At 59.2% G+C, this 24,296-nt stretch carries 18 protein-coding genes; 6 read left to right on the plus strand and 12 right to left on the minus strand.

The window, feature by feature from the left end; genetic code table 11:
- Positions 1 to 2 precede the first annotated feature (2 nt).
- Positions 3 to 611, plus strand: coding sequence for an acVLRF1 family peptidyl-tRNA hydrolase (locus ACX80D_RS07135; RefSeq protein ID WP_459321949.1), 609 nt, complete (start codon positions 3 to 5; stop codon positions 609 to 611).
- A 55-nt stretch (positions 612 to 666) separates the two neighbouring features.
- Here the strand turns inward: ACX80D_RS07135 and ACX80D_RS07140 are convergent, their stop codons facing one another.
- From ACX80D_RS07140 to hisS, 3 genes are all read right to left on the minus strand, one after another.
- Entirely contained in the window at positions 667 to 1,539 is an 873-nt protein-coding gene (locus tag ACX80D_RS07140; RefSeq protein WP_459321950.1) for a GNAT family N-acetyltransferase, read from the minus strand.
- Positions 1,540 to 2,082: 543 nt separating this feature from the next.
- Positions 2,083 to 3,867 carry an aspartate--tRNA ligase gene (gene aspS, locus ACX80D_RS07145; protein ID WP_459321951.1) on the minus strand — a complete coding sequence of 595 codons (1,785 nt, stop codon included), beginning with the start codon at positions 3,865 to 3,867 and terminating at the stop codon, positions 2,083 to 2,085.
- 374 nt (positions 3,868 to 4,241) lie between these two features.
- Positions 4,242 to 5,588: a histidine--tRNA ligase gene (gene hisS, locus ACX80D_RS07150; protein WP_459321952.1), complete on the minus strand. Its 1,347-nt coding sequence runs from the start codon at positions 5,586 to 5,588 to the stop codon at positions 4,242 to 4,244.
- A gap of 242 nt (positions 5,589 to 5,830) precedes the next feature.
- On the opposite strand from hisS, the gene ACX80D_RS07155 reads away from it, so the two are divergent.
- From ACX80D_RS07155 to ACX80D_RS07165, 3 genes are all read left to right on the plus strand, one after another.
- Positions 5,831 to 6,598, plus strand: coding sequence for a peptidylprolyl isomerase (locus ACX80D_RS07155; protein WP_459321953.1), 768 nt, complete (start codon positions 5,831 to 5,833; stop codon positions 6,596 to 6,598).
- A 121-nt stretch (positions 6,599 to 6,719) separates the two neighbouring features.
- Positions 6,720 to 8,207, plus strand: a complete 1,488-nt coding sequence (locus ACX80D_RS07160; RefSeq protein WP_459321954.1) for a DUF349 domain-containing protein — start codon at positions 6,720 to 6,722, stop codon at positions 8,205 to 8,207.
- Positions 8,208 to 8,371: 164 nt separating this feature from the next.
- Positions 8,372 to 8,968 (plus strand): hypothetical protein, encoded by a 597-nt coding sequence (locus tag ACX80D_RS07165; RefSeq protein ID WP_459321955.1) that lies wholly within the window; start codon positions 8,372 to 8,374, stop codon positions 8,966 to 8,968.
- Positions 8,969 to 9,105: 137 nt separating this feature from the next.
- On the opposite strand, the gene ACX80D_RS07170 is transcribed toward ACX80D_RS07165, so the two are convergent.
- The 9 genes from ACX80D_RS07170 to pdxT all read right to left on the minus strand — a co-directional run bounded on the left by ACX80D_RS07170 (position 9,106) and on the right by pdxT (position 19,331).
- Positions 9,106 to 11,502, minus strand: a complete 2,397-nt coding sequence (locus ACX80D_RS07170; RefSeq protein WP_459321992.1) for a RelA/SpoT family protein — start codon at positions 11,500 to 11,502, stop codon at positions 9,106 to 9,108.
- Positions 11,503 to 11,832: 330 nt separating this feature from the next.
- On the minus strand, positions 11,833 to 12,849 hold the full coding sequence (gene secF / locus ACX80D_RS07175; RefSeq protein WP_459321956.1) for a protein translocase subunit SecF: 1,017 nt from the start codon (positions 12,847 to 12,849) through the stop codon (positions 11,833 to 11,835).
- Complete coding sequence (gene secD, locus ACX80D_RS07180) at positions 12,849 to 14,615, minus strand: protein translocase subunit SecD (protein ID WP_459321957.1); 1,767 nt, start codon at positions 14,613 to 14,615, stop codon at positions 12,849 to 12,851. Before secD ends, secF begins: the two co-directional genes overlap by 1 nt.
- 95 nt (positions 14,616 to 14,710) lie before the next feature.
- On the minus strand, positions 14,711 to 15,100 hold the full coding sequence (gene yajC / locus ACX80D_RS07185) for a preprotein translocase subunit YajC (RefSeq protein ID WP_459321958.1): 390 nt from the start codon (positions 15,098 to 15,100) through the stop codon (positions 14,711 to 14,713).
- A 344-nt stretch (positions 15,101 to 15,444) separates the two neighbouring features.
- Complete coding sequence (gene ruvB / locus ACX80D_RS07190; RefSeq protein WP_459321959.1) at positions 15,445 to 16,596, minus strand: Holliday junction branch migration DNA helicase RuvB; 1,152 nt, start codon at positions 16,594 to 16,596, stop codon at positions 15,445 to 15,447.
- Positions 16,597 to 16,599: 3 nt separating this feature from the next.
- Positions 16,600 to 17,235, minus strand: coding sequence for a Holliday junction branch migration protein RuvA (ruvA, locus tag ACX80D_RS07195; protein WP_459321960.1), 636 nt, complete (start codon positions 17,233 to 17,235; stop codon positions 16,600 to 16,602).
- A gap of 78 nt (positions 17,236 to 17,313) precedes the next feature.
- On the minus strand, positions 17,314 to 17,901 hold the full coding sequence (gene ruvC / locus ACX80D_RS07200; protein WP_459321993.1) for a crossover junction endodeoxyribonuclease RuvC: 588 nt from the start codon (positions 17,899 to 17,901) through the stop codon (positions 17,314 to 17,316).
- Between the two features lie 3 nt (positions 17,902 to 17,904).
- Positions 17,905 to 18,660 carry a YebC/PmpR family DNA-binding transcriptional regulator gene (locus ACX80D_RS07205; protein ID WP_459321961.1) on the minus strand — a complete coding sequence of 252 codons (756 nt, stop codon included), beginning with the start codon at positions 18,658 to 18,660 and terminating at the stop codon, positions 17,905 to 17,907.
- Positions 18,661 to 18,662: 2 nt separating this feature from the next.
- Entirely contained in the window at positions 18,663 to 19,331 is a 669-nt protein-coding gene (gene pdxT / locus ACX80D_RS07210) for a pyridoxal 5'-phosphate synthase glutaminase subunit PdxT (protein ID WP_459321994.1), read from the minus strand.
- Positions 19,332 to 19,491: 160 nt separating this feature from the next.
- On the opposite strand from pdxT, the gene asnB reads away from it, so the two are divergent.
- A complete protein-coding gene (asnB, locus tag ACX80D_RS07215; protein ID WP_459321962.1) occupies positions 19,492 to 22,176 on the plus strand; it encodes an asparagine synthase (glutamine-hydrolyzing) in 2,685 nt (894 codons plus the stop codon).
- A 93-nt stretch (positions 22,177 to 22,269) separates the two neighbouring features.
- The gene (locus ACX80D_RS07220; protein ID WP_459321963.1) at positions 22,270 to 24,294 is read left to right on the plus strand and encodes a M3 family metallopeptidase; all 2,025 of its coding nucleotides are present in this window, start codon (positions 22,270 to 22,272) and stop codon (positions 24,292 to 24,294) included.
- Positions 24,295 to 24,296 lie beyond the last annotated feature (2 nt).

Genomic DNA, 24,296 nt, shown 5'->3' on the forward strand with positions numbered 1-24,296 from the left:
GCGTGAACTCAGCCCAGCGCACCGCCCTCGTTCCGCCCGCACGCCTGCTCGGTTGGGCGGAACGCTTCGCCGCCTCCCACCGGGGTGTGGCCGCCACAACCGACACCGACGACGGCGTCATGCTGACTATGTGCGACGGTGCCACCGCACTCCTCACCGCGCCGTGGCCCGACGACGGGCGTCCTGGCCGAGGTGCCGGGTTGGTAGACCGGCTTGTGAGCTTGGCTGCCCAAGAGCGTCGCCTTGGGCTGGTATTGGTGCGCCGGGGCGGCTTTGCTGTGGGTGTAGCTGTCGGTTCGAAGTTGCTGGCGCACAAGGTGGGGAACTCCGGCTCCCGTTCTCGCGGCGGCGATTCTGGTGCGGCCATTGTGCAGCGCGCTGCTGCCGAGGCTGCAAAGGTCTTTTCGGGTCAAAGCTTTGAATACGTGGCCACAGGAGGCGACAAGCCACTGGTGGAATCGGTCCTAGCAGTACCCGCACTCCGTTCCGTAGCCCAGCGGCCACGTCTGGACCCGCTGGCCGTAACCGATCCGAATATGGCAGTACTTACCAAGTCGGCACAGGATTTTTGCTCCGTCCGGATCACCATCACCGATCCTGCGGGCAGCTGAACGGCCGGCGAGGAGGCTGCGAGATCTTTTGAGCAGTATCCTGGGGCGATTACGCCTAACAGGCTCCCAAGGCGCGTCGCAAAGGTGCTTGGCGGTAGTGATAGCGGGCCTGTTCGGTGAAGCCAGCAAGGCTGTACAGCTTCTGGGCTCCTGCGTTGGCAACAGTCACCATGAGCCAATAGTTGTGCACCCCCCTGTCAGCTCCAGCCCTGGTCAGGGCGTTGAGGACGTGGGTGGCGATGCCGCGTCGCCGCGCTTCAGGATGGACTGCCATGGAGTAAATCCCACCCCAACCGCCTAGTTCTGATGAGTGTACTGGGCTTGATTGGTCTGCCGAGCTTGCTGATTCTCCTACGTTCAGCATGGCCAGACGTCCGGTACCTACGGCAACACCTTGATCGTCATGAGCCGTGGCATACAGCGCCGGCGACGCCTGGAGAATACGCTTCGCCATCTCCATTTCCACTGGCCCGCCGCGGCCATCAATGCTCCACCACAATTCAAGCCAGTCCTGACTTGGTTCACTACTGATAGTCAACGTAACGCCAGCGAGCTGTGATGATGCCGCCTCGGTAACCGTGGTGGCGTCCGCTTCGGCAATTCCTGCCGTGGCAGTCATGATGATCGTCTCGGACTGCTTGCTATAGGAGCGCTGATCGAGCACCTCTTCCAGAGCCGCATGTTCCGGACGACGGGTTAGCTGGAAGATCACCGGTTGGCGCCGATCCGCGTACCAGTGCTCAGCGGCTCGCAGGTTCGCCGTGAGATCCCTCGGCGCTGAGACCGGCCACACTGAATTGGCTCGTTGCGTGACGCCGCCTGCAGAGCGTAAAAGCCAACCATCCACGAGTTCAGCCTCCGTGGCAGGCCATGCGGCATTCATCAGCTGCTCTAGATGCCCGAGAGTTCCCGCTAGCGTAGTTCTCATCGGATCAGCTTAACGGCAGATTAGTGCGAACAAAGCAGAAGCAGCAGATGCGAGACGGCGTGCAATCCAGCCTTCAGCTAACCCCTGACTTGAGTCAGCTCTTCCACACTCTACTGTCGGTCTACTGTCGGTCCGCATAAACGAGCCGAAGCCACGTTATGTTCCAGCAGATAAGCCACAACAGAAAGCTCGGGACATTTCAGCTTCGCAGCTCTAATCGCTGGGACCCTTGCCAATCCAGGGGACAAACTCATCACCGTCCCAGGCTGCAATGAACTTTCCCAACATCGCCCGGGTCTGTTCCGCCTCGGTATTCCACAGACTGGATAAATGGGTCCAGCCCGTGGATCGCTCCAGATCTGGGACAAGCCATCGGCATCCTCGCTGCGGGGCGTTCAAGGATCAGGGGTTTCGTCTCTGACAGCTTTCAGCGATTCTAGTTTTGATTTCTTCTAACAATCTCGCTGAAGATGCCCGCCGTCGAACACTAAAAATGCCCGCCTTCCCACGAGGGGAAGACGGGCACATTAGAAACGCAAACTACTACTTGGCTTCGGGGTCAGCCTTCTTGGCCTCCGGCTTGAAGTCAACGCCGGCTTCCTTGCGCTGTTGAGCCGTGATCGGAGCCGGAGCTTCGGTCATGGGATCGTAACCGCCACCTGACTTCGGGAAGGCGATGACGTCGCGGATGGAGTCAACACCGGCCAACAGTGAGACGGCGCGGTCCCAGCCAATGGCAATACCGCCATGCGGCGGGGCGCCGAACTTGAAGCCGTCCAGCAAGAAGCCGAACTTCTCGTCAGCCTCGGCCTCGGAGATGCCCATGACGCCGAAGACGCGCTCTTGGATGTCGCGGCGGTGGATACGGATGGATCCGCCACCAATTTCGTTACCGTTGCAGACGATGTCGTAGGCGTACGCCAGTGCCTCGCCCGGATCGGTGTCGAAGGTGTCCATGAACTCCGGCTTGGGTGAGGTGAATGCGTGGTGCACGGCCGTCCATGCGCTGTGACCCAGGGCCACATCGCCGGAACCAACGGCAACGCTGGTGGGCTCGAACATGGGAGCGTCAACAACCCACACAAAAGCCCAGTCCTTCGGGTTGATCAGGCCGGTGCGGTGACCGATCTCAACACGAGCGGCACCGAGCAGTGCGCGGGAGGGGGAAACCTCACCGGCGGCGAAGAAGATGCAGTCGCCGGTCTTCGCGCCAACAGCGTCAGCCAGGCCAGCGCGCTCGGTCTCGGTGAGGTTCTTGGCTACCGGTCCGGTGAGCTCGCCCTCTTCCTTGATCAGAACGTAGGCAAGGCCCTTGGCACCGCGCTGCTTGGCCCATTCCTGCCAAGCATCGAGCTGGCGGCGAGGCTGTGAAGCACCACCGGGCATCACAACTGCGCCCACGTAAGGAGCCTTGAAGACGCCAAATTCGGTGTCATTGAAGAACTCGGTGAGGTCAGTCAGCTCCAGGCCGAAGCGCAGGTCCGGCTTGTCCGAGCCGAAGCGAGCCATGGCATCGCGGTAGGTCATGCGCTGGATCGGCATCGGAATTTCGACGTCGATCAGCTTCCACAACTCGCCGACAATCTTCTCACCCAAGGCGATGATGTCATCCTGGTCAACGAAGCTGGCCTCGATGTCCAGCTGTGTGAACTCCGGCTGGCGATCCGCACGGAAATCTTCGTCACGGTAGCAACGGGCAATCTGGTAGTACTTCTCGAAGCCACCCACCTGCAGGAGCTGCTTGAACAGCTGCGGTGACTGCGGCAGCGCATACCAGGAACCGGGAGCCAGACGTGCCGGCACTACGAAGTCGCGAGCACCCTCAGGGGTGGAACGCGTCAGCGTGGGGGTTTCAATTTCGATGTAACCCTGATCGTGCAGCAGGTTGCGAGCAACCCGGTTGGCTTCGGAACGTAGGCGCATGTTGCGCTGCATGACCGGGCGGCGCAGATCCAGGTAGCGGTGCTTCAGACGCGCTTCCTCACCAACCTCGGTGTGATCATCAACCTGGAACGGCAGCGGGGCTGCTTCATTAAGCACCACGACGGCATCAGCCATGACTTCGATCTCACCTGTGGCGAGGGTCGGGTTTTCGTTACCTTCCGGGCGGCGTGAAACCGTTCCGGTGATCTGCAGAACGAATTCGTTACGCAGCGCGTGGAAGACTTCTTCCTCACGCACCACAATCTGTGCCACGCCAGATGCGTCACGCAGGTCCAAGAAAGCCACTCCGCCGTGATCACGGCGACGGGCTACCCAGCCCGAAAGAGTGACGGTTTGGCCAATATGTTCAGCCCGCAAGGAGCCTAGGTCATGTGTGCGCAGCACAGCATTCCTTTCAATGGTGGTGTTCGGCCCGCGTTCTCGGGCCCTAAAGAGACGTTGGTACGAGTTTACCGGTGATTGCTCACCCCCGTGGTCGAGCCCTGAGGATGGAGCACTGCTCGAGCCTTTCGAGACCCCGCTACTCCATCGACCCGGCATCGACCCGTGAGGAAAGGTCGCTTACCGCAATCGACCCGTGAGGAAAGGTCGCTTACACGTGGCAAAGCGACCATTCCTCACGGATCAACGCGGGAGGCGAAGCGGATCAACGCGGGAGCCGGAGCAAAGTCCCCAAAAAGGATCAACGCGGGAGCCGAAGCGAAGTCCCCAAAAAAGGATCAACGCGGGAGCCGAAGCAGATTCGCCGAAGGTAGCAGTTAGGCGACCACGATCTGCGGGGTCAAGTCAACGGCTGGGGGCATCCAGCTGGCGGGGTCCGCTGCGACCTGCTCCCCGGAGCGGATGTCCTTGACCTGGTGGGCCCCGCTCTCGTCAGTGAACCAGACGTACGGGATGCCGCGCTTGTCGGCGTACTTGATCTGCTTGCCGAACTTGTCCGCCTTGGCGGCCACTTCGCTGGAGATGCCGCGGGCGCGCAGGGCAGTTGCCACGTCCTGGGCCTCGCTCCAGCTTTCCTCATCAACCAAGGTGACCAACACGACTGTGGGAACGGAACGCGTCGCCTTGGCAAATTCCTGGCTCAGGATGCGCGCCACGAGACGGGTGACGCCAATTGACAGCCCAACGCCGGGGAATTTACGATTGCCCTTGGACGCCAGCGCGTCATAGCGGCCACCTGAGCAAATGGAACCCAGCTGCTCGTGACCCACCAGCACAGTCTCGTACACAGTTCCGGTGTAGTAGTCCAAACCTCGGGCAATGGAGAGATCCGCCACAACGGAGCCGGGGGCACTCTTCACAGCCGCAGAAATGACCTGTTCGAGCTCGTTCAGTCCCTCTTCCATGAGCTCATCCGTTACGCCCAGGGCGCGGACCTGCTCAACAAATGAGGTGTCCTCGGTCCGGATAGAGGCCAGAGCCAGCGCCTTCGCTGCCTGCTCCGGCGTAGCCCCAAGCTCATTCTGCAAAAGTTCAGCCACACGCTCGGCACCGATCTTTTCCAGCTTGTCGATGCTACGCAGTACACCAGCGGTGTCAGTGAGCCCGATGCCGCGGTAGAAACCTTCGGCGAGCTTGCGGTTGTTGATGCGCAGTTTGAAGGCGGGGATCGGCAAGGCGGAGAGCGCCTCGGCGATGACGAGCGCAAGTTCCACGTCATAGCGGAAGGGCAGTACGCCGTCGGCCACGACGTCAATATCAGCCTGGGTGAACTCGCGGGCGCGGCCCTCCTGGGGACGCTCGCCACGCCAGACCTTCTGAATTTGGTAGCGGCGGAACGGGAAGGACAAGTAGCCAGCATTTTCCACAACGTAGCGGGCAAAGGGCACCGTCAAATCGAAGTGCAGAGCCAGCGCGTTGGGATCCTCCTTGGCGGCAACGGCGGTGTTTCCGTCATCGTCCTGGAGACGGGAAAGACCGTACACTTCTTTATCGATCTCTCCCTTGCGCAGGAGATGACCAACAGTTTCCACAGCCCGCGTCTCGATGGAACTGAATCCATGCAGCTCGAAGGTGCGGCGCAGGGTGTCCAGCACATGCTGCTCCACCAACCGTTCCTCGGGGAGCCACTCGGGAAAACCGGACAAGGAGGCGTTGCGTGCCATGGGTGTTGCTCTCCTAACATGCACCGGATCCAAAAAGTCAGTCACAGGATCCGGCGGGGCGGGTAAACGTAACGGTGCACCGAAGCTCAAGTCATGCTCCCCGCAGAGCGGGCATTCCATGAGTAAACTGGCACCGGCTGCCATTTTATAATCTTTGGCAGCCCACCCCTAACCTACCCGGCGGCGACAGCGCTAGGTGAACAAACCGCTCATTTGAAGCTCATTTGAAGGAAGAGGCACCGTTGGTTAACAGCAACAAGTCCGCCCGTGAAGCCAAAGCACGCGTGGCTCGTATGGAAGCTAACCAGGCTTTGCATCTGGAACAGCTCCAGCGGCGCAAGCGCGATAACCTCATTGCTGTCATTGCTATTGGCGCGGCCTTGGTGCTCGCCACAGTGCTGGCGTTGACGGTGTTCACCCCTGCAACAGACACTGATACCAGCGCGCCGGCACCCTCTGCAACAGCTGCGGTTGAAACCAACAGCCCCACGGTTCCCAAGGCAGAGACTGCCAAAGGTAAAACTCTCACCGGAACCCTGACGCTCAACGGCAAACCGCTGGGCGTTGAGCTTGACGGCACCAAGGCACCGCAGGCTGCTGCCGTGTTCAAGTCACTGGCCGACACCGGTTTCATGGAGGGCAAAAGCTGCCACCGGTTGACCAATTCCCCGAACTTCGGAGTGCTCCAGTGCGGCTCCCTCAAGGGCGACGGCGCAGGCGATCCCAGTTACCAGTGGGGTCCGGTTGAGAACACCCCGGCCGATGGCAAATATCCAGCGGGAACCATCGCTGTGGCCCGCGCCAACACCACCTACAGCAACGGCACCCAGTTCTTCATCACCTATGAAGACACCAATCTCCCGCAGGACGGTGGTGGCTACACCATCGTTGGTAAGGTCACCACCGGCCTCGAGGCCGTCACGGCAATTGCCAAGGACGGGATCGTCGATGGCGCAACCGACGGTGCGCCCAGCAGCAAGGTGACGATAGACTCGTTCAAGCTCAACTAGTTTTCATCAGGCCTTCCCTGATGTGGCACATCCGTGCTCTTCAGGGAAACGCTCCACTACGATCCTGGCCAGGTAGCTTTGCACCACCGGCCCGTTTCCATCAAGCGAAAGACTTTTAGCGGTGACACACAGTCAAGAATCCGACGAAACACTTGCCTCAACAACAGAGACTCCCGTAACGGAGAGCACCACTGTTGAGAACACAACCGAAAGCACGACGGCGGCCACTCCCGTCCCGGCTCCGGCATCCGTTCCAGCTCCCTCACCTTCCCCGGCAGCATTTGCCGCACGCCCCAAGGCTCCGGCGCCCGCAGCGGTTCCGACTCCGGTCGCGGCTCCTGCAGTGCCTGCCGTCAACTTGGCCGAAGCGGCCAAGTTTGGTCGCGCAGAAGAAGACGGTCACGTCTTCTTGATCCTCGATGGTGAAGAGTTCCCGGTGGGCCAGTACCCTGGTGCCACCAAGGACGAGGCGCTGAGCTACTTTGTGCGCAAGTTTGATGACATCCTGGCCCAAATTATTCTCTTGGAGCAGCGTGTTGAGGCCAAGGCACCGACCACTGATATGAACAAGACGGTCGCCCACTTGCGCGAGCAACTGGGTGAGCGTAACTCCGTTGGTGACGTCAATGCAGCATTGGCACGCTTGGTCACCCTTGAGGAGAACATCAAGGCACTGGCCGCTTCGGAGAGGGCCGCGCACGACTCGGCTCGCGCCGTCGAACTTGCCTCTCGTGAAGCAATTGTGGCTGAGGCGGAAACTATTTCTGCCGAAGACCCCAGCACGATTCAGTGGAAGATCAGCAGCGCCCGCATGAACGAACTCTTTGAGTCGTGGAAGACCGCTCAGAAGTCAGGCATGCGTCTGGGCCGGGCCACCGAAGAAGGCTTGTGGAAGCGCTTCCGCAGCGCCCGGACGGTCTTTGACCGCCATCGCCGTGCATACTTCTCGCAGCTGGATAATAACAACGCGGCCGCCAAGAACACCAAGGAGGCGCTGATTACCGCCGCCGAGGAACTTGCCACCTCAACCGACTGGGGCTTTGCGGCAGGCGAATACCGCCGTCTCATGGACCAGTGGAAGAGCTCACCGCGCGCCAGCCGCAAGGACGATGACGCTCTCTGGGCACGCTTCCGTGGGGCACAGGATAAGTTCTTCGCTGCCCGTCAGGAGGCCAATAGTGCCCTGGATGAGGAGTTCGGCGCCAACTTGGTAGTCAAGGAAGCCCTGATCACCGAGGCGCAGGCATTGCTGCCCATCAAGGACCTCAACGCAGCCAAGAAGGCCCTGCAGTCCATCCGCGACCGCTGGGAAGAAGCCGGCAAGGTTCCGCGCAATGACATGCAGCGTGTTGAAGCTGGGCTGCGCAAGGTCGAGGACGCCGTCCGTTCGGCTGAAGACGACAACTGGCGCCGCAGCGATCCCGAAGCCAAGGCACGCACCAGCAGCGCTCTAAGCCAGCTCGAAGCAACCATTGCTGGGCTCAAGGATGATCTAGCTGCAGCCGAGAAGGCCGGGGATGCCCGCAAGGTCGCCAAGGCTACTGAGGCGCTGGCAGCTCGTGAGCTCTGGCTAGAGCAGATCCAAAAAGCTGCAGAGGACTTCTCCTAAGTCTGAGGCGCTGAATTTTCTGTACCGCTGAATGACGAAGTAGCTGGAGTACTGTTTCACTGTTTCGCAGCACTTTGAGTGTTTTATTGGGCCCCCGGGCTGGGTTGTCCACAGCCCAGCGCGGGGGTCTTTCTCTTATCCGGGTGGCGGTGCACCCTTGAGAGATGACAAGTCACGAAAGCCCGCCAGCAGCCGCATCGCAAGAATCACTCCTGGCGCCAGGGAGCCTGTTCATCTTTTCCGAACTCTCGGCCATGGCCATGGACGGGGTGCTGTGCCATGTTTTCGGACAAGTGTTTCGACCCTCAGCGTTGGCAGAGACTGCCGCCATGCGGGCCGCTGCACTGGCGCACTACATCCCCGCGTTTCTGAGCCACCGAGCGGTGCTAGCTCAGCTATCAGCAGCGTGGGTGTATGGCTGCGCTCCCCTGCCAGCTGAGGTTGCCCTATTGGTGGATAACGATGGCAACAGTGCAGCCGTGCCACGCCACAGCGGCTGCACGGTCAGCCAAGTTCACCTCGAGCCGCAGGACATCCAACTCGTGGGGACCACGGCTGTGACTACCGTCTTGCGCACTGCGCTGGACGTAGCCCGGAGCGCTCCCCTAGCCTTGGCTAGGCCTGCACTTGAGGCTATGGCCCGCGATGCGTCCTTGGCGTGCCCACTCGAGAGCATCCAGCAGGCTCTACTGGATGCCCCTCACATCCCCGGCAAGTTGCGGGCGCAGGAGCTCGTGCAGGCACTGCTGGACTCCAGTTAGCCACCGGTCCCGGGTCTCAACTAGGGCCTGGCAGGAGGTAAGGACACCCGAGGTGAGGCAGCGCCTAGAGAATAGTGCCTAGACATGCAGCTGTTTACGACCCGCGCCTAGGACGTGACGATCCTAGGCTCGGCAGATCACGCCCGGCGGTGCGATCCGGTGGAACGGTAGACGTCATATACGCCGTCAATCCGCCGCACCGCGTTCAAGACATGGTCTAGGTACTTGGGATCACCCATTTCGAAGGCGAATTTGGATATTGCCACCCGATTAGTGCTGGTGTTGACGCTGGCGGCCAGAATGTTGACATGGTTTTCGGCAAGAATCCGGGTAACATCCGATAGCAGGCTCTTGCGATCCAGTGCCTCCACCTGAATTTCCACCAGGAACACACCTGATTGGGTGGGCGCCCAATCAACGTCAACCAACTTATCTGGCTCATGCTGGAGATTCATGAGGTTCGGGCAGTCGCTACGGTGAACCGAGATACCAGAGCCCTTCGTCACGTATCCGGAGATGGGATCTGGTGGCACGGGGGTGCAGCACCTGGCCAGTTTCACGAGGACATCGTCCACGCCGTGGACGATGACCCCCGAGCTGGAAACCCGCGACCGTGCGTTGGAAACGTGGGTTTCCAACGGCGGGGCGACCTCTTCAATATCCGCCAGCCCCATCACGTCGCGGAGGCGTTCCACCACCGACTGGGCTGAGGTGTGCCCATCACCGACTGCTGCGTAAAGGCCCGTGATGTCTTGATAGTGAAAGTGCTCGGTGACGGTCATGAGGGAATCATGAGTCATCATCTTCTGCAGGGGTAGGTTCTGTTTGCGCAGGGCCTTGGTGAGCAGTTCCTTGCCCTTTTCAATGGACTCGTCGCGGCGTTCCTTGCTGAACCACTGGCGAATCTTATTCCGTGCACGGGGGCTCTTGACGAAGTTCTGCCAGTCCTGGCTGGGACCGGCACCTTCGGCCTTGTTGGTAAATATCTCCACGGTGTCACTGTTGGCAAGTTCGCTGTTGAGCGGCACGAGCTTTCCGTTGACGCGGGCGCCGATGGTCCGGTGCCCCACTTCGGTGTGGACGGAGTAGGCAAAGTCCACAGGAGTTGCGCCGGCCGGCAGCGCCACTACTTGGCCCTTAGGCGTGAAGACGTAGACTTCCTTGGCATTCATTTCAAAGCGCATGGAATCCAGGAATTCACCCGGGTCTGCGGTCTCCCGTTGCCAATCCATGAGGGAACGCAACCAAGACATGTCGTCCTGATTTGTAGGAGCTGGCCCCTTGTTTCCGCTCTTGTACATCCAGTGCGCTGCCACACCGTATTCGGCCCGCTGATGCATCTCTCTGGTGCGGATCTGAATCTCTACCAATTTGCCACCGGGACCGAGCACAGTGGTGTGCAGGGACTGGTACATGTTGAACTTGGGCAAGGCAATGTAGTCCTTGAAGCGCCCCACCAGCGGTGTCCACAGCGAATGCACCTCGCCCAGCATGGCGTAGCAGTCACCTACCGTGTCCACCATGACCCGGACTCCGATGAGATCATTGATGTCATCGAATTCCTTGCTGCGGACCACCATCTTTTGGTAGATGGAGTAATAGTGCTTGGGGCGGCCACTGACCTCGCCCTTGATTTTGGAGACACGCAACACATCAAGAAGTTCACGGCGAAGCACGCTCAGCTGCTTTTCACGCTCTGGTGAGCGGTCTTGCACGAGGCGAACAATCTCCTCATAGACCTTGGGATAGAGCGCGGCGAAGGATAGCTCCTCCAATTCCCACTTCATGGCGTTCATGCCAAGACGATGGGCCAAGGGAGCAAAAATATCTAGCGTTTCCCGAGCTTTTTTACTCGAAGACTGGGCCGAAACGAATCGCCACGTTCGAGCGTTGTGGAGCCTATCCGCCAGCTTAATGACCAGTACACGGATGTCCTTGGACATGGCAACGACCATTTTTCGTAGCGTCTCAGCCTGAGCAGCTTCGCCATAATCCACTTTGTCGAGCTTGGTGACGCCGTCCACCAGCAGTGTAATTTCCTTGCCGAAGTCATGCTCCAGCTGGGCCAGGGTGTACGGGGTGTCTTCCACCGTGTCATGCAGCAGGGCAGCCGCTAAGGTGCTTCCTCCCAAACCCATTTCTGCCAAGATGGTTGCCACGGCAACTGGGTGGGTGATGTAAGGATCGCCGCTCTTGCGCTTTTGGCCTTCGTGGTATTTTTCTGCCACGACGAAGGCACGCTGGAGTAAGTCCAGGTCTTCTTTGGGGTTCTTGGCTCGCACAATCCGCAGCAACGGTTCAAGGATGGGCGAGTAGCTTTCCGTAGACCAGCCAGCCAACCGCGCTAGGCGGGACCGGGTTCGCTCGCGGCGTCCTGGAAAGGTGGGACGAATATCTGCTGCCCGATGGCCAGAGGCTTCCTTGCTTGATCCGCCAGTTGTCGTTCCAGAACTGACGGATTCGACAGTGGATGTTCCCGTACTAGGGGTACCGGCACTAATTGATCCGGTACTGGTTAATCCGGAAGTGACCATTCCGTCCTTGCCGGGCACAGCTTTCTTCCCCGGATCAGATGCCAACTCATGCGAGGGCGATTCATCGTTCAACGCATTTCCTCCCTCACACATGTACGTTCTGTGCGCCCCTACTGCGGGGCATTACCCCAGTCTAAGGTGCACAGTTGATCCTTGTTGACCAAAACAGGGCCGGGGGGGGGGGGGGGGAGGGTGGCACCCGCCCCCTTGGGTGACCTGGGGGGGGGAGGGGGAGGGGGTAGGCGGGGGAAAAAAGAGGGGGGCGGGGGCGACTCCTTCTCCCCCCCCCCCCGGCCCTGTTGGGTGCCTGAGGCGGTGAAGTGACGGGATTTAGGCCGTCGCGGTCACCTCAGCAGCATCACGTTGCGCCTCATGGGCACGACGTTGGTGCACCTTTTTAGCCTGCTTGACGAGATCAGGTTCGCGCTCACGCAGCCAGGCGTACATGGGGGCCGCCACGAAAATCGTGGAGAAGGTGCTCACTATGATGCCAATGAACAGCGCCAGTGAGAGGTCACGGAGAGTTCCTGCGCCCAGGAGCAAGGCGCCAATGAACAGAATCGAGCCCACCGGCAGCACGGCCACCATCGTAGTGTTGATGGAGCGCACCAGGGTCTGGTTCACAGCAAGGTTGACCTCTTCGCCGAAGGTCCGCCGCTCCGATTTAGTGATATCCGCCGTGTTTTCTCGGATCTTGTCAAAGACCACCACCGTGTCATACAGCGAATAACTCAGGATGGTCAGGAAGCCGATAATGGCTGATGGTGTCACCTCAAAACCTGACGCTCCGTAAATACCAGCGGTGACGACCATGACCACCAGCAGACCCACCGTGGCTGCAATAGACATGCGCCAAGTCCTAAAGTACAAGGCCATCAGGACAGTGGCGAGGAGCACGAACACAATGAAGCCAATGATGGCCTGTCGGGAAACGTCCTGTCCCCAGCTGGGGCCCACAAAGGTGGAGGTGATCTGGTCTTCGGTGACACCATAGCCAGACTTTAGGGCGTCCTTAACTGCTAGCGTTTGGTCATCACTGAGCCGGTCGGTCTGCACCTGCATAGTGTCACCGGCAATATTGGTGACCACCGCCGCAGTGCCAGGCGCAGCCTCGGCAACTGCTGTTTCACCGATGGCAACGTCAGTTTGGGCTACTGAGGAGATAGTGAACTGGGAACCACCTCGGAAATCAATCCCGAAGTTGAACCCACCACCCAGCAGCGGGATCAGGATGGACAGGAATACCAGAACGCCCGTAATGACGAACCAGATTTTGCGTTTTCCAACGAACTCGTAGGACCGTTCTCCGGTGTACAGTTCATTGCCGAAAGTGGCGAAACTCTTCATTAGTTGATCTCCTTCGAGTCACTGGACTCGGGCTGTGCATCCCCGGCGCCCCTGCTGCCAGCCATTTGCTCTTCCTTGGCAGCCAACCGCCGTTCGGCAATGGTTTGGCGGCGTTCGGCTTCGCCGGCGGCACGGACATTCTTGCCCTTGGCAACGGCTATGGTTTCTTCGGGGGTGCGGAAACGTCCTGCGCCACGGTACAAGGGGATCGCGCCCAACTGCTTCGGATCAAGGCCTGAGAAGCTGTGGCCTTCACCGAAGAACTTAGTGCGTGCCAGCAACTGCAAGGTGGGGTGTGTAAACATGAACACCACGATGAGGTCAGCCACGGCTGTCAGACCGAGAGTGAAGGCAAAGCCCTTGACGCTGCCCACGGAGACAAAGTACAGCACCAAGGACGCCAAGACGTTGACGGCCTTGGAGGCCAGAATGGTGCGCTTGGCGCGTTCCCAGCCATTCTCCACAGCGGCGACTAGACCGCGGCCATCACGTAGCTCATCCCTGACTCGCTCAAAGTAAACAATGAAGGAGTCAGCGGTCTGACCAATGGCCACGATAATTCCTGCTACACCTGCCAGCGAAAGACGGTAGTTTTCCGCCCAGCCCAGCAAAATGATGGCCAGGTAGGTGAGGACGCCTGCAATGACCAGGGAGGAGATTGTCACCAGACCCAAGGCCCGGTACTGGAACAGAGAGTAGATAACAACCAAGCCAAGACCAATCAACCCGGCCAGCAGACCCATTTCAAGTTGCTGCAAACCAAGGGTTGCAGAAATCTGAACTTCACTCTGAATTTCAAAGCTGATGGGAAGTGACCCGAACTTCAGCTGATCGGCTAAAGCCTTGGCGGTGGTTTCGGTGTACTGCCCTGTAATAGACGACTGCCCATCCGTGATGACGGCTAGGGAGGCAGGAGCTGCGATAACGCTGTCATCGAGGATGATGGCGAAGCGGGCCTGCGGATCGTTGGGATTAACCAGGTACTTGGCGTGCAGACGCTGAGTCACAGCTTTGAAAGCTTCAGCACCCTCAGGCTTCTCCAACGTCAACTGAACAGACCACTCGTTGGTGGTGGCACCCTGAGCTCCGGCCTGCAGACCATAAGAGGCGGTCTTGATCCACTTGCCGGGGATTTCCACCGGACCAAGAATGTACTTGATACCGGTCTCAGGTTCACAGCTGACAAGTGGCTTGTCAGGATCCGAGGTGGTGGGACGGTCAGTCAGAGGCAGAATGCAGCTAGTGGCCTCAAACTGTTTCATGACTGCCGCATCTACCCAGTTGGGATCGCTGGAGTCCACCGGCGCTGCTGCGGGGACCGGCAACTGGTCCTCGGGTGTCCGATCGGCCTCCGCTACAGCACCGGAAGGAACTTGGGTGGCCGCAATGACTGGGCGGAAGTTCATGTTGGCAGAAGCCTTGATGAGGTTGCGCTCTTCGTCAGTTGGCTTGCCGGGCATACTCACAACAACGTTGCGGCCACCCTCTGTGGAAATCTGGGCTTCGGAAACACCCGAACCGTCCACACGCTGACGAATAATGGACACCGCCTGATCCAATTGCTCAGGGGCGATGCTGCCGCTTCCTTCAACCTTGGGCGCCAGAATCATCTGGGTGCCGCCTTCTAGGTCAAGACCAAGCTTGGGTGCCCACGTGGCTGCCCCGCCAAGGACACCAGCACCTACCGCCAGTGTGCATGCAATGATGAGCGCCGCCAGCCACAGAAGAGTTCTGCGGGCCGTGGACGCCGGACCTGTTCGTGCCATCAAGGGATCCTTCTATTGGTCACGGGATTGTGAACATGGCAAGGCTGCTGCACCGGAATGAACCCTTGGTACAGCAGCCGCCAACCCGGATAAGGCTAGTTGTCTTTGTTGTTTTCGTTCTTCAAGCGCTCAAGTGATTCCTCGACGGACTCCGTTGCACCTGCTTGCTTGTCAAGATTCAGCGTCAATGACGAAGCATCGTCGGGCACGATGGCCTCGACCTCTTGCGCGTCTGCTGGATCAATGATCTTTGCAACGGTCTGACTGTGAACTGTGGCAGTGGTCCCCGGGGAGATTTCCATGAGGATCTTGTTCTCATCCGTGTCAATCGAGAGAACGGTACCAAAGAGACCAAAATTGGTCATGATCTCGACACCGGGAGCCAGCTTGGAACGCTTTTCCTCGGCAGCGGCTTTCGCCTTCTTCTGCTTGCGCATCATCATGAAGATGAGCAGACCAAACATAGCGAAAAGAAGAATGCTCATCGGGTCCATGAGAACCCCCGGAGGGCGAAGTTGGTGGCCAAAACACTACTGAGGGTCACAGCTGGGATTCCATTCGTTAAGCAGACATTTCAATTCAACGCACGTCGTGGACGTGCCGGAGGTCATACCAGTCTAGAGGCTAAAGCTGTATGTGAGATGAGCATTCGCCCAGAACCGACCGTATTTAGACAAATTGTCAGGAAATATAGCTGAATACCACACCGCCGCCCTGGTTGGAGGAAAACTTTTCCCTCTCAGAGCGCAATCCATGTCCCACACGTCTGAATCTCGATACCTTGTGAATAGGGATACTTCTGGATCAATCCTGGCCTGATGCACTCGCGTTAGTTACCACTGCTGTCCTCATCAAAGGGAAGCATGGCGGCGGCAACCGCGTTGCCGGGCATCTTTAGCCCGAGGTGGTCCCAGGCTGCCGGCATAGCAATCCGGCCCCGCGGAGTACGGCCCAGCAGCCCTTCGCGAACCAAGAATGGCTCAGCCACGGTTTCCACAGTTTCAGGCTCCTCGCCCACGGCAATAGCCAAGGTGGAAAGGCCCACAGGCCCTCCGTTGAACTTGTTGACCAACGCCTCCAACACCGAGCGGTCCAGCCGATCCAATCCACGGGCGTCCACCTCATACATATCCAACGCTGCCGATGCCGTACGTGCATCAATGGACTCGATCCCGTGAACCAGTGCCCAGTCACGGACTCTGCGTAGCAACCTGTTGGCGATACGCGGAGTGCCCCTGGATCTGCCCGCAATTTCAGCGAATCCGGCACTCGTCAGGCGCAGATCCAGCATGCCGGCCGAGCGACGCAACACCAGTTCAAGTTCAGCCACCGAATAGAACTCCAAGTGCCCCGTGAATCCAAAACGATCTCGCAGCGGGCCGGGCAACAGTCCGGCACGCGTGGTCGCTCCCACCAAAGTGAAGGACGGCAGTTCAAGCGGGATGGCCGTAGCCCCCGCTCCCTTGCCGACAATGATGTCCACGCGGAAGTCCTCCATGGCCATGTACAGCATTTCTTCTGCCGGACGCGACATGCGGTGAATTTCATCGAGAAACAGCACTTCGCCCTCGGTCAGCGATGACAAGATGGCGGCGAGGTCCCCTGCATGTTGAATAGCCGGGCCCGAGCTAATCCGCAAGGGCGCGTTCATTTCTGCGGCAACAATCATGGCAAGAGTAGTTTTGCCGAGGCCTGGTGGCCCCGACATCAACACGTGATCGGCGCTACGGCCTCTGATCTTGGATGCAGCCAGTACCAGGGCCAACTGCTTGCGGACACGTTCTTGGCCCACAAAGTCATCAAGGTTTTTGGGCCGCAAGGCCGCCTCTAGTTCACGCTCTTCAGGCTCGGCTACGGAGGCGGCCAATTCGCTGGCAGCAGCACTGGCGGCGCCACCGCGACCAGCGCCAGAGTTTCCGCCAGCTTCACCAATACTGATCTGCCCCGGCAGGAGCGGGATTGAATCATCTATAGCAGCCATGTTCTAGCGCACACCGCTCTTGGCCCTGGTGTGATCCTGACCTAGCCAGCGCAACGTTGCTCGCAACACAGCGGGAACATTGCCGCCTTCAGCCAGTTCAGGTTCGGCAGCCACGGCGGAGTCAATGGCCTTGAGCGCGTCGCGTTCATTCCAGCCCAAGCTGGTCATGGCGGCCACCACCTGCTCTTTCCATTCCATAGCGGGAGCTGCGGCCGGGGCAACAGTGGTTGCCTGCCCTGTCGGTTTGAGCTTTCCCTTGAGCTCGAGGACTATGCGCCCGGCAACCTTGGGGCCTACGCCAGGAACCTTGGTGAAGACCTTGCCATCGCCAGCGTCAACTCCCACCCTGATACTTTCCGGCTCCAGTACAGACAAGATCGCCAAGGCCAGCCGAGGGCCGATGCCACTGACCGTGAGGAGGGTGTCAAAGACCTCCCGCTCGTCGGCATCAGCAAAGCCGTACAACGTCATAGAGTCTTCGCGGACAATCATGGCGGTGGTGAGGGTGGCCTCCTCCCCTAGCCGCAATTCACCCAAGGTTTTTGGTGTGGCATGCACCAGCATGCCAACCCCATTGACGTCGATGACGGCCTGAGCCAAGGAAAGCGAAGCCACTGGCCCACGGACAAAACTGATCATTGCTTGCGTCTCCTGATAAAAACCGGACCAACTGGCCACTGCTTACTAGCCATCATATAGAACATACGTACTAAACATCTAGCGCCACTTGGCGTCGGGTTTCTCTTTGTTCTTCTTGACCGCGGACTTACGTTCGGCATCGCGCCAAAGCTGCTGGGCCGGCGTCGTACTTGAGGAACTTCCGGCAAAGGAATTGCCGCTCCGCCATGCGTGGGCGATGGCCAACGCCAAGGCGTCCGCGGCGTCAGCGGGCCGGGGAGGTTCGGAAAGGCGCAGGAGCCGGGTCACCATAGCGGTGACGTGTTCCTTGTCGGCGCGGCCATTACCGGTGACTGCGGCCTTGACTTCCGAGGGGGTATGCATGGCCACGGGTATACCCCGACGGGCCGCAGAGACCATGACAACCCCAGAGACTTGGGCCACACCCATCACAGTGCTGAGGTTGGTTTGGGCAAAAACGCGTTCAATGGCCAAAACTTCGGGCTTAAACGCATCCAGCCACTGGTCAAGCGCTTCCGCGATGACCAGCAGCCGGGCGTCAAGGCTCAATTCATGCGAGCTTCCCACCACGCCAACACCCACGAGGGTGGCCTGGCGGTTGGCGGCGACGTCAACGACGCCGAGCCCGCACCGGGTCAAACCCGGATCCACTCCTAGAACACGCAGTTCCTAGTCCTCTTCAAGCGCGGCGAGAACCTCTGCGCTCATATCGGCGTTGGAGTAAATGTTCTGGACGTCATCAAGATCTTCCAAAGCGTCGTAGAGCTTCATGAACTTGCGGGCGTTATCGACATCCAGTTCCACCTGCATGGAGGGCACAAAGCCGGCTTCGTCGGATTCGTACTCAATACCGGCCTCGGTCAGAGCGGCACGGATAGCCGGTAGGTCCTGAGGGTCGGAGATGACCTCAAAGCTTTCGCCCTGGTCCTTGACCTCTTCGGCACCGGCGTCCAGCACGGCCATGAGGAGATCGTCCTCGCTCAGATCATTCTTGGGCAGGCCAACAATGCCCTTGCGTGTAAACATGTACGCTACGGAACCGGGATCGCCCATGTTGCCGCCGTTGCGACCCACAGCCAAACGCACTTCGGAGGCGGCGCGGTTCTTGTTGTCGGTCAGGCACTCGATCAAAATGGCTGACCCGGCCGGGCCGTAACCCTCATACATGATGGTCTGGTAATCCACGGCGTCACCGAGCAGTCCAGCACCACGCTTGATAGCGCGGTCAATGTTGTCAGCAGGCACCGAAGTCTTCTTGGCCTTAGTGACGGCAAGTTCCAGGGCCGGGTTACCGGCTAGATCGGCTCCACCACCACGGGCAGCAACTTCAATGGTCTTGATTAGCTTGGCAAAAGACTTGGCCCGACGGCTGTCAAGAATTGCCTTCTTGTGCTTGGTAGTTGCCCATTTGGAGTGGCCTGACATAGTTACGCTTCTCCTCTAATCATTCGAATAAACAGTTCGTGGATGCGGCGCTCCCCCGTCACTTCCGGATGGAAGGAGGTGGCCAGCAAATGCCGTGAACGAACGGCGACAGCACGAACTTCTGAATCAATCCTATCGTTTTGCCCAGCATCTGGCAGTTTCACGCTGGCCAACACCTGCACGTCCTCACCTACACGCTCCACCCACGGCGCCCTGATGAACACCGCATGCAGCGGTAGTTCGGGCGTGCCCACTGGCGCCAGGCCGGTGAAATCGAGCTCCGTTTCAAAGGAATCCACTTGGCGGCCAAAGGCGTTGCGGCGCACCGTGATGTCCAATCCACCTAGGGTCTGCTGGGGGTTTCCTGCTAGGTCCTTGGCGGGGTCGGCGATGTCGTTGGCCAGCATGATCATTCCGGCGCAACTACCGTAAACAGGCAACCCGGCGGCAATCCGTTCCCGCAACGGCTCACGCATGTCAAAAATTCGGGTGAGCTTGTCAATGGTGGTTGATTCACCGCCGGGAATGATCAGACCGTCGACGGCGGCCAACTCGCCCGGCCGGCGAACCGCCACGGCACGCCCGCCACATTCTTCAATGGCCCGGGCGTGTTCGCGGACATCACCTTGCAACGCCAAAATTCCTACGGTGGGATGCGCGGCCGGGTTCATGGTGGGTTCAAAAGTCACATTTTCATCATATATGCGCCTGTGTGGGCTCTATCTCACACGCATTACTTCTTTCCCGCGCCGAGCAGGGTGGGCGGGGATACCTCCGCAAGCAAGTAGCATTGTCGGCAGGACTGACGTGCTAAAGATGAGGTAAGTAAGTATGTGCGGAATCGCCGGATACTACGGTTATGGGGAAGATCAAACCCTATTGCAGCAGATGAATGCGTGCATGGTGCACCGCGGGCCAGATGGGGAGGGTGTTTACACCCACGGCAATGTTGGGTTGGCGCATCGACGCCTCTCCATCATTGATGTGGCCCATGGCCAGGAGCCCATGTACAGCGCCGATGGCGAAACTGTACTGGTCTACAACGGTGAGGTGTACAACTACCTCGAGCTGCGGGCCGAACTTGAGGCGCTGGGGCGCACCTTCTCCACCCAATCTGATACCGAAGTGGTACTGCAGTCCTACGAAGAGTGGGGCGATGATGCCTTTGATAAGTTCAACGGCATGTTCGGTTTCGCCATCCACGACCGCCGGAACAACCGACTGGTCTTGGCCCGCGATCACTTCGGCATCAAGCCGCTCTACTACGCAACAGCTGGCACGGCGCAGGCGCCCACCCTGGTGTTTGGTTCTGAGATCAAGCCCCTGCTGGCCAGTGGCAAGATCACAGCCGGGGTAGATGAGCGGATCCTGTACCGCTACCTGCAGTTCCGGATCCACGACGACGAATCCAGCACGTTCTTTGACGGCGTCAGCAAGCTCATGCCCGGCGAGAAGCTGGTGCTGAACACTGTGGACACGGCAGCGGGACCGGCCGGAACAGCCACCATCTCCTCTTACACGCGTTTAAAGGAAGAGCTGGCAGAACTTGCCAAGATTGAAACCCCGTACTCGAAGGCCGTCATTGACGAATACCGGGAACGTTTCACCGAGGGTGTTCGTCTGCGTCTGCAGTCGGAAGTCCCCGTTGGTACCGCGTTGTCAGGCGGACTGGACTCGTCCGCCGTCGTAGTTACCATCAACAAGCTGATGCAGGAGAATGCCGCAGCCACGGACTCCCTTGGAGCCAAGCAGCAGACCTTCTCAGCTATTTTCCCCAACTCCATCAACGACGAGGAAAAGTACGCCGACGCCGTACTGGCCCGTTGTGAAGGCAATGTCATCAGCCACAAGATTCTGCCTAAGCCTGGCGAATTTTTGGAGGACTTGGAAGACTTTGTCCGCACCATGGAAGAGCCCATCATCTCCTCGGGTCCCTACGCCCAGTACCAGGTGATGCGCGAGGCTTCCAAGCATGTCACCGTGCTGCTCGATGGCCAGGGCGCCGACGAGATGATGGCCGGTTACATCCCGTACTACTTCGCTTACCTGCGTCAGCTGAAGAAGAACGGCCAGAACGTCAAGCTGGCTAAGGAATTGGTGTCCAGCTCGGACATCTTGTTCCGGCTAGCTCGCTTCCGGATTCAGGGCATGCTCAGCTTCAAGAAGGAAGTTGGCGTCTCGGCCCTGCTGAACAAAAAGTTCACGGCCAAGTACAAGTCTGAGACGTTTGCCAATATCCCGGATAACTTGAAGCTGCGTCTGATCGATGACCTCTTCCACAAGTCCCTGCCGGCTGTGCTGCGCTACGAGGACAAGAACACCATGCGCTTCTCCTTGGAGGGCCGCGTGCCGTTCCTGGATAAGGAAGTAGTGAAGTTCCTGTTCAGCCTCGATGATGAATCCATCATCAAGGGCGGTTGGAACAAGCGCATCCTGCGGGACGCCACCCGCGAACTGCTGCCGGAAATGATCAGCAACCGCCGGAACAAGATCGGTTTCACCACCCCGGAAGCGGAGTGGTTTGGGCACATGAAGGAAAAGATCTACGAGATCTTCCTCTCCACCTCCTTCGGCAGCCGCCCGTATTGGAACCAGGACGCTGTCATTTACGCGTTCGAGGAACTCCTCAGTGGCAAGAGCGGCGGTTCCACCATGGTGTTCTGGCGCCTGATCAACACCGAACTGTGGCTGCGCGAATTCTTCGACGAGCCCGCAGTCTTGGCTGGCATCGTTGGCAAGAGCGATTACATCCCCAATGCTGACAAGCAACTGGACATCACGGTTCCTGATGGCGCCGGAACGTTCCGCCGCTACCCGCTGCGCACCGAAGTGTTCTACAAAGAAACCGACTTTGACCCCACGGTCATGACCTACGTCAAGCGTTTCTTTGACGGGCTGCCTGCCGCTGGCGGGGACCATGGCACCGCCACCGCGGACACTCCTTGGTACCTGTTCCTTTCGGAAAAGATCGTCGCCATGACCCAGGGCCGGTCCATTCCGGTGTGGGACATCAAGGTCTCCAATGCGGCACGAATCTTCTCCAAGTTCGTCACCCGTAACCCTGGTGGCATTGGTTTGGCCAGCCCCTGGTCCATGCAGTTGGCCATCGATGAGGTGGGCTTGCCGAGGATCATGTACGCTTCCGCCCGCTCCGTCATTGGCAAGCTGCAGGGCAAGTCGGGCGTGTTCTATGAGGTGGTGGGCCACAATATCAACGCGATCGACGGCGCTGCCGGGTACCAGGTGGGCACCTCCACCCACTCGGTGAAGTACGCCCCGATTGACCCCGACGGCGTAGCATCTCGCCTCAGCGCACTGGTCCGGGCATCGGTACCGGCCGAGTACGCAGCCTCGTTTGCCGGAACTGCCATTATGGACGCTAACGATCTAGGTGTGGTGGCCCTGGGTCACGACACAGCGTTGACCATGACGGTTCTGGAAAACATCTTCCGTGACAATCCGCAGGGCCAGACCACGGAGACCACTCCCATGTCCCTCGTCTTTGCACAGAAGTAAGCTACCGCTTCCTTTAGCGGCACCTTCCCAAGGACGACGGCGAAACTCTCGTTTCGCCGTCGTCCTTGGGTTAATCCATGAAAGAGTCAAAGCATGACCGAGGAAAACTCACCCAACCCGTTCTTGACGGCCAGCACCCTGGAATGTCAGCTGCCGGACTTCGCCGCCATCACTGTGGAGCATTACCTGCCCGCTTTTGAGGCCGGTTTTGCACAACAGTTGGCCCAAATAGCTGCCATCACCGCTGATCCGGCGCCGGCTACATTTGAGAATACTGTGCTGGCCATGGAGCGAAGTGCAGCGGTACTGACGCGGGTGGCGAAAGTGTTTTTCAATATTGCCGGCTCTCATGGAACCGCGGAGATTCAGGCGTTGGAAGCCGTCATTGCTCCGCGGCTCGCAGAGCATGAGGACACGGTGCTGCTGAACACTGAGTTGTATGAGCGGATGCTCGCTGTGCCATCTGATGGCCTCGATGCTGAATCGTTGCGTTTGCTCGATGAATACCGGAAGTCGTTCACGCGGGCCGGTGTGGCTCTTCAGGGGCGCTCACAGGAGCGTTTGCGCGAACTCAATGGCCAACTCTCTTCCCTCAGCACCGAGTTTTCACAACTCGTCATGCAGGCGGGGAACCAAGCCGCCTTGCATGTTGTAGATGTGGAGTTGTTGGACGGACTCAGCGCCGATGATGTGGCCACGGCGGCGGCGGCTGCACGAGCTGCCGGGCACGCCGAAGGCTATCTGCTGACCCTGATTTTGCCCACCGCGCAGCCTGCCCTGGAGGTGCTCACCAACCGGGAAACCCGGCGAAAGCTGCATCTGGCCTCGGTAAGCCGGGGCCTGGGTGCCGGGGAATCAACTGTGCTGGGCTTGGCTGCCACCATGGCATCACTGCGGGCCGAAAAGGCTGCGCTGCTTGGTTTTGCATCAGAAGCTGAGCGCTCTATCGAGCCGCAGACGGCGCCGTCGTTGGCAGCCGTTCATGCCATGCTCGCGCCCATCACCGCAGCGGCTGTTCACAATGCTCGCTTGGAGGCTGAGAAGCTGGCTGCCACAGCCGAACACCCCATCGTGGCCTGGGACTGGGCTTTTTATTCCGAGCAGGTCCGTCGTGATGAGTATGGTGTAGATCTGGCCGCGCTGCGCCCCTGGTTTGAGCTTGACTCAGTGCTGGAAAAGGGCGTCTTTTATGCCGCTACCCAGCTGTACGGAATCACTTTTAGGGCACGCCCCGATCTGCTCGGCTACCACCCTGAGGTCCGTATTTGGGAAGTGAGCAATGCTGACGGTTCAGTGCTGGGTCTCTTCCTGGGAGATTTCTACACCCGCGAAACCAAACGTGGCGGAGCCTGGATGAACTCCTTCGTTGAGCAATCCTTCCTCGAGGACACCCACGCCGTAGTGGTCAACAACCTCAACATCCCCAAGCCCCCGGCCGGTGAACCCACACTGTTGACGTTCGATGAAGTGGTGACGTGCTTCCACGAGTTCGGCCACGCCCTGCACGGCTTGTTCTCAGCAGTGCATTACCCGAAATTTTCCGGGACCAATGTTCCGCGTGACTTTGTGGAATATCCTTCCCAGGTGAATGAGATGTGGATCCTATGGCCGGAGGTGCTGGCGAACTACGCCAAGCACTACCGCACTGGTGAACCCCTGCCGGAGGGGACTGCGGAGAAACTCGAAGCCGCAGCGCTGTGGGGCCAGGGATTTGCCACCACCGAATATTTGGGAGCCACCTTGTTGGATTTGGCATGGCATGAGCTCGCCCCCGGTGCACCTGTTGAAGATCCGATGGCATTCGAGGCTTCAGCACTGGCCGCTGCCGGTGTGAATCTCACCGCCGTACCGCCGCGCTACCGCACCGGATACTTCAACCACATCTTTGCTGGCGGGTACGCGGCCGGGTATTACTCCTACATCTGGTCGGAGGTGCTTGATGCCGATACTGTTGCTTGGTTCAAGGCAAATGGCGGGCTTTCTCGTGCCAACGGTGAGCACTTCCGCACCACCTTGTTGAGCCGCGGATTCTCAATTGACCCGTTACAGGCCTTCGTCAAATTTATGGGCCGCGAGGCCAATACCGCTCCCCTATTAGCCCGACGGGGGTTGGTCTAAGC

It is taken from the genome of Arthrobacter sp. Sr24, from assembly GCF_054511175.1.

Bases quoted from the DNA above. Each gene is read 5' to 3' on its own strand.
- ACX80D_RS07140 (WP_459321950.1), bottom strand. From the start codon at position 1,539: ATGAGAACTACGCTAGCGGGAACTCTCGGGCATCTAGAGCAGCTGATG.
- hisS (WP_459321952.1), bottom strand. From the start codon at position 5,588: ATGGCACGCAACGCCTCCTTGTCCGGTTTTCCCGAGTGGCTCCCCGAG.
- ACX80D_RS07165 (WP_459321955.1), top strand. From the start codon at position 8,372: ATGACAAGTCACGAAAGCCCGCCAGCAGCCGCATCGCAAGAATCACTC.
- ACX80D_RS07170 (WP_459321992.1), bottom strand. From the start codon at position 11,502: ATGGTCACTTCCGGATTAACCAGTACCGGATCAATTAGTGCCGGTACC.
- secF (WP_459321956.1), bottom strand. From the start codon at position 12,849: ATGAAGAGTTTCGCCACTTTCGGCAATGAACTGTACACCGGAGAACGG.
- secD (WP_459321957.1), bottom strand. From the start codon at position 14,615: ATGGCACGAACAGGTCCGGCGTCCACGGCCCGCAGAACTCTTCTGTGG.
- yajC (WP_459321958.1), bottom strand. From the start codon at position 15,100: ATGAGCATTCTTCTTTTCGCTATGTTTGGTCTGCTCATCTTCATGATG.
- ruvB (WP_459321959.1), bottom strand. From the start codon at position 16,596: ATGGCTGCTATAGATGATTCAATCCCGCTCCTGCCGGGGCAGATCAGT.
- ruvA (WP_459321960.1), bottom strand. From the start codon at position 17,235: ATGATCAGTTTTGTCCGTGGGCCAGTGGCTTCGCTTTCCTTGGCTCAG.
- ACX80D_RS07205 (WP_459321961.1), bottom strand. From the start codon at position 18,660: ATGTCAGGCCACTCCAAATGGGCAACTACCAAGCACAAGAAGGCAATT.
- pdxT (WP_459321994.1), bottom strand. From the start codon at position 19,331: ATGAACCCGGCCGCGCATCCCACCGTAGGAATTTTGGCGTTGCAAGGT.
- asnB (WP_459321962.1), top strand. From the start codon at position 19,492: ATGTGCGGAATCGCCGGATACTACGGTTATGGGGAAGATCAAACCCTA.
- ACX80D_RS07220 (WP_459321963.1), top strand. From the start codon at position 22,270: ATGACCGAGGAAAACTCACCCAACCCGTTCTTGACGGCCAGCACCCTG.